Raw genomic sequence first — 9,023 nt, 5'->3', positions numbered from 1 at the left:
TGCGGCTACTTTACTCGAACCAGAGAAGGTAACGAAGTTTAGAGATTTATTAATTGATGCCAGAAAGGACGGTTCTCTGATTGGGTTTATCGCTGGGCCACCTTGTCCAGATTTTTCAGTTGGTGGCAAGAATAGAGGTGGTGGGGGAGAAAAAGGTAAATTAACAGAGACTTATGTCGAACTTATCTGTCGATATCAACCAGATTTCTTTTTGTTTGAAAATGTTAAAGGTTTATGGTCTACTGCTAAACATCGATTATTTTACGATCGAATGCGATTAAGACTAGAACAGAATGGATATTTGATTACAGATAGTCTGATTAATGCTTTAGAATATGGCGTTCCTCAAAGTAGGGAAAGAGCAGTCGCTATTGGATTTAAAGCGGATTTAATACCAATGAAATCGAGTCAGGAATTAGGGTCTCAATTTTCATGGGATAGAAACAAATTTTTTTCGATAGAGAAGATCCAGTCCTATCCTTGGTCTAAAACAGATCCATTTGGAGAAAATTTATCTTTAACTTGTCCTACTGGAATACCTGTCAATTTAACAGTACAGCATTGGTTTGAAAAAAATGATGTAAATCATCATCCTAATAGTCGGCACTGTTTTACACCTCGTGCTGGACTTGTTAGATTTTTATCTGTGCTTGAAGGTGATGATTCCAAAAAATCCTATAAGCGTTTACATAGATGGAGATATTCACCTACAGCTTGTTATGGAAACAATGAAGTTCATTTACACCCTTATCAAGCAAGAAGAATATCGGTAGCAGAAGCTCTAGCGATTCAATCACTGCCTCCTGAATTTGAGTTGCCAGCGGACATGTCTCTTACTGATATGTTTAAAAGTGTTGGAAATGGTGTACCATTTTTAGCTGCAAAAGGACTAGCAATGACAATAAATAAGTTTTTATCTGATAATTTTAGCTCGAATCGATCGACAACTATAAATCCAAGTTATCGTTTTCAAACTCCTCATCTGAAGCAACAGCTTTTCCCTCTCGATCTCGTTCGATAATTTCCTCATATCTTTTCCAGTATTCATCTAATTGACTACCGCATGTTATATTGACTTCAGAATCTATCGCTCGCTCTGTATTACTAGTGTTCATATTTTCTTTGAGCCATACTTTTAACGCACTTCTCGTTCGATTCGATCGACAATATCGAGGAATGTCAATCCATCGATATTGAGAGTGGGATAAATAGCCTCGAATTCATCATTTTTCCTAATTGCCATCGAGCGCAGTTACTTTATAGCTGAGTATTAGATTCAGCTTAATTTAGCAGGTTTTGAGTACCATTGTGGCGATTTTAACTCAAAATCGATCGAGTCTAGTATGCACGTATCTCAACTCTAATATCGCGCCAAGATCGAGATTTTTACAAAAGCGTAAACCTCTTCTGTTATCTTTGCAACTACAAATGGGAATACTAGCTATATTATCGATCGAGATCCCGATTTGCGCTGTGAGTATAATAATTAAGAAAAAAGATGGCGGATTTCAGTTTAAAAGTGAGACAGAGCTTGAAAACTTTGTGTATATCCACTTAGATAAACTGATAAACCTATCACCGATCGCTAGACAGTATCGAATCGGCACTGAGATTTGTGATGCTTTAGCAACTGACGAGCGCAAAAGATTGACTATTATTGAGTTGAAAAATGCCGAGGATAGATATATCGTTCAACAACTCACGAGATATTATCATGGGTTAATAGAGCGGAAACCCAAATTAGATGGAATAGATTATCAAAAGCCAGTCAAACTAATTGCGATCGCGCCATCATTTCACACACACAACTTTGTAGACAAAGTATATAATAAACTGGACTTTGAATTTTTTACTTTTGACTTAACAGTCAGCCAGTCAACAGGAGATATATTTTTTGAGTTAACTAATGCCGATACAAAGGAAAAACACATAGTACAAATTCCAGAAATTAAGCGTAGCAAAGTAGCCAAAGGGCTGGAATCTGTAAAAGCAGAAATTAATTATGATGAAATGATTGATTACTATATGAGGCTTAGTTACTCATCTAAATTAGGTTTAGATCCATTGAGTCCCGAGCAGTTGAGAGATCGATCGATAAAGTACACAACAAAATGTACTAAAGAATTTAAGATAAATATCCAATTCATTAAAAAATCTGAAACAACGCAAAAATCTGTGAGTGTAAAGTTACCAGCAAAGATTCGAGTTGCAGATTTTCTTCAATGGTGCGATCGGTACATCAATGGTGGGATTGAAGGTCGTGGATACAAACATCGATACGTTCATAAAACTCGCGCTGGTGTATTTAGAATAAGACTCTGGTTTTATGATGTTCAATACTATGCGATTAACTAATTGAGACGAAGCTGTAACTAATTTACCCAACATTAGCCATCAATCTTACTGTAGGTCTATCTGCACTCGAGGGACTGCGTAAACAACTCATGGGCAAAGTTACGATCGCGACTGTATTTCCTAACATATCGAAAAATTCGACACTATAGCCAGTCTCTAATCCATCAACATCATGTCTTTCTACTACTGTCCCAATATCACCTACAGATAGGCTTTCTTCGGGGAGATCGCACAATAAAATTACATCTGAGTAAAGAGGGAAATCCATATTATTCTCCAAATATAACTAGTCAGGAACTAAAGTTATGAGCCGAGGGAAGTCGGTATTTATATCTATTTGCCAAACTGCTTTGACAAATAGCAGTCGTTCGACCGGGGTGATAAGATTAGCACTAATTTGATACCTGGTACCATAGGCAGTTTCGGTGATTAGATTGACATCTTCAGTTAAATGAAATCTGCGGATATCCGTTTCTAGCTGCTGCCAGTTCTCGATCGAATAACCAAATTGAATTAGTAACTTTGCCTTGGCTCCAACACGTTTGTGCTCGGTGTTGAGTAAATATTCAGTTAGTTTAGATGCTTCTATTACTGCTCGATCGCTGTTGGGAATTTTCATTCTCACATAATTTGATGCTAGCACGCATAAAAGTAAGGACGCTAGTAGAATAGCGTCCTTAACTTAAATCAGAGATTACTCAACACCCTCAATCCGGTCTTCAACCTCCTGATAGAGGTCGCGGAGCATATCGAGATTCTCTTGACTCGTCTCCCAATAACCGCGCCCATTCACCTCAAGGAGCGTCGAGACGATCTTGCGGAACGAGTTGGGATTTAGATCCATCAACCGTTTACACATTTCCTTATCCTTGATAAAGGTGTCATTGGTTTCTTCGTATACCCAATTATCCACCGCACCAGCCGTTGCACTCCAACCGCTGGTATTCACCAAGCGTTTCGAGAGTTCGCGGACGCCTTCATAGCCGTGAGAGAGCATTCCCTCGTACCATTTGGGATTGAGTAACTTGGTACGAGCGTCAAGGCGGACAGTCTCGGAGAGGCTGCGAACTTGAGCGTTGGCGGTAGTGGTGTCAGCAATGAAGGAAGAGGGCATTTTGCCGTCATCTCGGAGCTTGGCGACGATTTTGGTGGGGTCTGAGTCGTAGTAATGGGATACGTCGGTCAGACTGATCTCGGAGGAGTCGAGGTTTTGGAAGGTGACTTCGGCAGTTTTGAGGGTGGTTTCAAAGATTTGACGAGCGTTGTCCATCACGCCGGGGTTGTCGGAGTTGAAGGCAAAGGATTTGCGGTTGAGATACATCTCTTGCAATTCGCCTTCATTGTCCCAGGTACCGTTTTCGACGGCGAGGTTGACGTTGGAGGAGTAGGAGCCGGAGGCGTTGGAGAAGACGCGGGTGGCGGCTTGTCGCAGGTTGATGCCCATTTCTTCGGCTTGGGCTAAGGCGTGTTTGCGGATGAAGTTCATTTCCAAGGGTTCATCGGCTTCGGCTGCCATTTTCACGGCTTGGTCGAGGAGGTTCATCTGGTTGATGAACAGGTCGCGGAAGACACCGGAACAGTTAATGACGACGTCGATGCGGGGACGACCGAGTTCTTCGAGGGGGATCATGTGGAGTTTGTTGATCCGACCGAGGGCATCGGGAACGGGTTTGACGCCGACCATCCACATGATTTGAGCGAGGGATTCGCCGTAGGTTTTGATGTTATCGGTTCCCCAGAGGACGCAGGCGATCGTTTCAGGATATTTACCACCATTTTCCCGCATTTGCCGATCGAGTAACCGATCGACGACCACTTTTGCAGATTTTACTGCGGCTTCGGTAGGAATGGATTGAGGATCTAAGGCGTGCATGTTCTTACCTGTGGGCAAGACATCGGGGTTGCGAATTGGGTCGCCACCTGGCCCGGGGAGGACGTATTCACCGCCCAATCCTTGGAGGAGGGCAGCGAGTTCGTTGTCGGCACAAACCTGTTTGAGGCAGTATTCGAGGTAGGCGAATAGGGGTTTGATTTCTTCGAGGTTGACTTGCTTGTAGCCAGATGCGTAGAGGGATTCGACCCAGGCTTCTTTTGGCCCCATGTTGAATAAGTTCAACTTGGCGACGATCGAAATCCGACCTTCATCGTTAATTTTAGGAGTAACGATCGCGGTGACGGCTTCGCGGATGGCTTGGGTGATATCTTGCAACAGTTGGACATCTTCGAGGATACCGCGATCGTTGTTTTGATAGACCTCTTCTAAACTACGCCCGATACTTTCGGCGATAATTCGGGGTAAACCTTTTAGTCCTTCTTCTTCTCGATCGAGTGACGCGATATTGACCAGCGTAGCAACTGCTTCTTCGGCTGTCGGTGGTTTACCAATGACGTGCAATCCGCAGGGGAGTAGCCGCGATTCGATTTCCATCAGGCGACTATACACAGCCCCGACGACGTTATCCCGCGCTTCAATTTCCATCGTTCCCGCATCGATGTCGGGCAGTTCGACATCTTTGTCGAGATTACAGATTCGCGCTTTGTCCATGATTGTGTTCACAATTTGGACACCGCGACCGCTGTCACGGAGAGATTGATAAGAACCGACGAGTTCGCCGAGTTCTTGTAAGCCTCGGTACAATCCGGCGTTTTCCGCAGGTGGAGTCAGGTAGGAAATGGTTTCAGCATAAGAACGACGTTTAGCAATTGTCGCTTCGCTAGGATTATTGGCAGCGTAGTAGTAGAGGTTAGGAATATTCCCGATCAAACTATCGGGGAAACATTCATTTGACATCCCCATCTGCTTACCGGGCATGAATTCGAGCGAGCCGTGGGTACCGAAGTGGAGTACCGCATCTGCTTCCCAAACTTTTTCGAGATAGGTGTAATAAGCCGCAAAACCGTGGTGAGGACTAGCCGAGCGGGAGAATAATAACCGCATCGGGTCGCCTTCATAACCGAAGGTTGGCTGCACGCCGATGAAGATATTCCCGAAGTGCTTGCCGTAAATAACTAGGTTTTGACCGTCGCTATTGAGATTACCTGGTGGTGGCCCCCAGCTTTCGTGGAGTTTTTCGGAATAGGGGGTCAGTTGCTCGTACTCGGGCACGGACATCCGGTACGCAACGTTGAGTTCGGGACTATTATATTGAGCCTGAGCATCGTGAATTACTGCTTCGAGTAGTTCTTTTGACGATGCTGGCATGTCCCGAACGTCGTAGCCGTCTTTTTTCATGCCCTGCATGACTTCAAAGATCGAACCAAATACGTCTAAATAGGCAGCGGTACCGACGTTACCTTTATCGGGCGGAAAACTAAAGACGGTAATCGCGACTTTCTTGGTGACTTTGGGCTTGCGGCGGAGATTTGCCCACTTCATTGCGCGTCCGGCGATCGCTTCAATCCGGTCTTGGAGGGCGATCGCGCGTCCGGTAGTACCGTCACGACCTGATAGAATAATCGGCTCGATCGCGCCGTCTAGTTCGGGGATGGCGATTTGTAAGGCTACCTGAATCGGGTGTAAGCCTAAATCGCTTTCTTCCCACTCTTCAGTAGTTTGGAAGACCAACGGTAACGCCACCATGTAGGGACGATTTAACCGTTTGAGCATGTCGATCGCCTTGGGATGATCCTGCCGTGCGGGGCCACCTACGAGGGCAAATCCGGTCAGGGAGATGACCGCATCGACGATCGCTTCAGTTTTGGCGATCGGGTCGAAGAAGTAGGCTTCCAGCGGCTTGGAGAAGTCCAGACCACCTGCAAATACGGGTATTACTCGCGCTCCCATTGCTTCGAGTTCTTGCACCATCGCGACATAATGCGCCGCATCTCCCGTGACGATGTGGGTCCGTTGCAATACTAGACCGATACAGGGTGCATTAGGATCTTTGCGTTCGGCGGAGATATCGCGACGACTGTTAAACCAGTTCAGGTATTCCTTCACATCCTCAAACATCTGCGGTGCGAGGGGGTGCCAGATGCCCATATCGGGGAAAGTGACGGGATCTTGATATTTAATTTCGCCGACTGATTCGGTTGAGTTGAGGGTGTTATCTTCTTTTAAGACATACCGATCTGCCAACATCAATAAGAAGTTTTCCAGGTTCTCAGGGGTACCGCCGAGCCAATACTGGAAACTTAGCATAAAGTTCCGCGCATCTTGGGCTTTCTCGATCGGCAGATACTTGAGAATATTTGGGAGTGTATTCAATAGTTTGAGCATTCCATCTTGGAAGCTGCTGCCAGACTTGGCTTTGCGCTTCTTCATGAATTCGCCGATCGCACTTTTGGATTGACCCAAAGTAGCCAGCGAGAAACTCCCCATCTTGTTCAACCGCATCACTGCGGGCATCGAAGGGAAGATCACCGCCACATCCAAGCTATCGCGATAAGGTTCTACCGCTGCTACGAGTTTGTCCGCCAAATCTTCGATAAAAATCAGTGAAGCGATGAAGATATTGGCGCGAGAGACATCCTCTTGCAGGGCGGCATAGTTGGTAGGATCGCGAAGTTCCTCTAGAAGATAGCCACTAATTTCGATCGCGACTTTGGGGTTGTGGTCGTTAATGGCATTCACAGCGGCAGAAATAGCACTCTGATACTGTGGCTCTAGGACGACATAGACCACCTTTAATAACTGTCTGCCCCGAATTTCAGCGGGAGCGATGTGTCTAATGGTGGACTTGACGTTAGTGAACATTCGATATTGCTCCTACGGATAGATGTTGGCAATGTGGGGAAGATACCTGAAGTGGACGCTCTTGGGCTTTGTGTAGTGTCGGCTGCTGATGCAACCACTCAGGTTTGGCTCTTTAGTAGTTTTAGCAGACAATTGGCAATGGGTGAGGCTTCCCAGCTTTATTCGACACAATTTGCAAACAAAAAGTTAACATTTGTTTGCATTGAGCTGGAGCTTTTTTACTTTCTCGCGATTTATTTTTACAAATCTTGACAAATAAGACGCAATTGACTTCTATTTGGGGTGGACTGGCGTTAATATTGCTTCACACTTTGGCAATCTCCAGTCCCCACTGCGAATCAAAGGGCATTTATACTAGGCATAAACCTACATTACATCGCGAGAAAGTTATGGCGGCTGAATTTAAGCACATTATGTTGATGGTCAAGAGTATTCCCACATCGCTGAAGTTCTACAGCGAAGGCTTGGGGCTGCCAGTCAAGATGTCTAGCCCCGGCTGGGCGGAGTTGGATGCCAATGGCACGACTATCGCTCTCCATGCAGCCGAATCAAATGCTGATTCTGGCTCCTCTCCGATTCTCAGCTTTCATGTCGATGACATTCAAAGTGCGATTGCCACCCTCGAACAATTAGGCGCGAGCCTTGAAGGTCGCGTCCGCGAACCTTCTTTTGGTAAAGTTGCCGCGATCCGTACTCCTGATGGTCATTTGGTTAGTTTGCTCCAACCTACGGCCAAAGCTGCTGTCTAGCGGGTACTGGTGCGTTGGCAAAGCCTCTCTGCGCAGGCAGACGCTTCGCGAACGGAACGATAATCGCCGCTCAATCTGTAAATATGATGATTGAAAGCATCGCACCAATTATGATTTATGAGTGACACTATATTTAGTAAAATCATTCGCAGGGAAATTCCGGCTGACATTGTATATGAAGACGATCTTGCCCTCGCCTTTCGCGATGTCCATCCCCAGGCACCAGTGCATATTCTCATTATCCCCAAGCAAGCGATCGTCTCGATCGATGAAGCTACCGACCCAGATGCCGCTTTACTCGGTCATCTGTTGTTAACAGTAAAGAGAGTGGCCACTCAGGAAGGATTGGTAAAAGGCTATCGGGTCGTCATCAATACAGGCGAAGATGGCGGTCAGACAGTCTTTCACCTCCATCTACACCTGTTGGGCAAGCGATCGATGACTTGGCCGCCGGGATAAATAAGTGAATGTAAAGTTTCTCATCTAGCATTTGCCCGATCGAGCGGAATACCGCCCCGTATATAGGTGAGTCCTCGATCCCCAGCTAGAATACCTCAAAACCTAGCTAGTTTCGATCGCACCCAAATGTTAAGAGATTGTTAAGCCCCTTTACAAATAGAAATAAACCCTCTAATATTAATTGCATAGGGGTTAAGCAATTAACACCGCACCTTGAAAATTTATAGCCATCATAAACAAATGACTACCACCTTACAACGTCGCGAGAGCGCAAATGTATGGGAAAGATTTTGTAGCTGGATCGCATCCACTGAAAACCGTATTTACATCGGTTGGTTCGGTGTATTAATGGTTCCTACACTTCTTTCTGCAACAATCTGTTTCATCATCGCTTTCATCGCTGCTCCCCCAGTGGACATCGACGGAATCCGTGAGCCAGTCGCAGGTTCTTTAATGTTCGGAAACAACATCATCTCCGGTGCTGTTATTCCTTCATCCAACGCAATTGGTCTTCACTTCTACCCAATCTGGGAAGCTGCTTCCTTAGATGAGTGGTTGTACAACGGCGGCCCTTACCAACTAGTAGTATTCCACTTCTTAATCGGAATCTTCTGTTACATGGGTCGTGAGTGGGAACTTTCCTACCGTTTAGGTATGCGTCCTTGGATCTGCGTTGCTTACTCAGCACCTGTTGCAGCAGCAACCGCAGTATTCTTGATCTACCCAATCGGACAAGGTTCATTCTCAGACGGAATGCCTTTGGG

Annotated in this window: 7 protein-coding genes and 1 pseudogene; 5 read left to right on the top strand and 3 right to left on the bottom strand. The window is 45.6% G+C overall.

What is annotated here, in order from left to right; translation table 11 throughout:
- The coding region (locus RMO52_RS16390) for a DNA cytosine methyltransferase (RefSeq protein ID WP_310416263.1) at nt 1-1,021 on the top strand (1,021 nt) is incomplete at its 5' end.
- A 452-nt stretch (nt 1,022-1,473) separates the two neighbouring features.
- Nucleotides 1,474-2,355, top strand: a complete 882-nt coding sequence (locus RMO52_RS16385) for an endonuclease NucS domain-containing protein (RefSeq protein ID WP_310416260.1) — start codon at nt 1,474-1,476, stop codon at nt 2,353-2,355.
- A 22-nt stretch (nt 2,356-2,377) separates the two neighbouring features.
- Here the strand turns inward: RMO52_RS16385 and RMO52_RS24785 are convergent, their stop codons facing one another.
- The 3 genes from RMO52_RS24785 to RMO52_RS16375 form a co-directional block, all read right to left on the bottom strand.
- Nucleotides 2,378-2,623: a DUF4926 domain-containing protein gene (locus tag RMO52_RS24785; RefSeq protein WP_396135024.1), complete on the bottom strand. Its 246-nt coding sequence runs from the start codon at nt 2,621-2,623 to the stop codon at nt 2,378-2,380.
- An 18-nt stretch (nt 2,624-2,641) separates the two neighbouring features.
- Nucleotides 2,642-2,974, bottom strand: a complete 333-nt coding sequence (locus tag RMO52_RS16380) for a DUF6883 domain-containing protein (protein WP_310416257.1) — start codon at nt 2,972-2,974, stop codon at nt 2,642-2,644.
- 75 nt (nt 2,975-3,049) lie between these two features.
- A complete protein-coding gene (locus tag RMO52_RS16375; RefSeq protein WP_310416254.1) occupies nt 3,050-7,051 on the bottom strand; it encodes a magnesium chelatase subunit H in 4,002 nt (1,333 codons plus the stop codon).
- Nucleotides 7,052-7,440: 389 nt separating this feature from the next.
- Here RMO52_RS16375 and RMO52_RS16370 point away from each other — a divergent pair, with 389 nt between their 5' ends.
- From RMO52_RS16370 to RMO52_RS16360, 3 genes and pseudogenes are all read left to right on the top strand, one after another.
- Nucleotides 7,441-7,800, top strand: coding sequence for a VOC family protein (locus tag RMO52_RS16370; protein WP_396135025.1), 360 nt, complete (start codon nt 7,441-7,443; stop codon nt 7,798-7,800).
- A gap of 117 nt (nt 7,801-7,917) precedes the next feature.
- Nucleotides 7,918-8,259: a histidine triad nucleotide-binding protein gene (locus RMO52_RS16365; RefSeq protein ID WP_310416245.1), complete on the top strand. Its 342-nt coding sequence runs from the start codon at nt 7,918-7,920 to the stop codon at nt 8,257-8,259.
- A gap of 240 nt (nt 8,260-8,499) precedes the next feature.
- A pseudogene (locus tag RMO52_RS16360) lies at nt 8,500-9,023 on the top strand (photosystem II q(b) protein); the annotation flags it as partial.

The sequence above is a fragment of the Chamaesiphon sp. OTE_8_metabat_110 genome (assembly GCF_031382685.1).
GTDB lineage: Bacteria > Cyanobacteriota > Cyanobacteriia > Cyanobacteriales > Chamaesiphonaceae > Chamaesiphon.
The sequence above is the reverse complement of the archived record's forward strand: the minus strand, read 5'-3'. Positions and strand labels throughout refer to the sequence as shown.

Coding starts and splice junctions, on each gene's coding strand:
- RMO52_RS24785 (WP_396135024.1), bottom strand. CDS start 2,623: ATGGATTTCCCTCTTTACTCAGATGTAATTTTATTGTGCGATCTCCCC.
- RMO52_RS16380 (WP_310416257.1), bottom strand. CDS start 2,974: ATGAAAATTCCCAACAGCGATCGAGCAGTAATAGAAGCATCTAAACTA.
- RMO52_RS16375 (WP_310416254.1), bottom strand. CDS start 7,051: ATGTTCACTAACGTCAAGTCCACCATTAGACACATCGCTCCCGCTGAA.
- RMO52_RS16370 (WP_396135025.1), top strand. CDS start 7,441: ATGGCGGCTGAATTTAAGCACATTATGTTGATGGTCAAGAGTATTCCC.
- RMO52_RS16365 (WP_310416245.1), top strand. CDS start 7,918: ATGAGTGACACTATATTTAGTAAAATCATTCGCAGGGAAATTCCGGCT.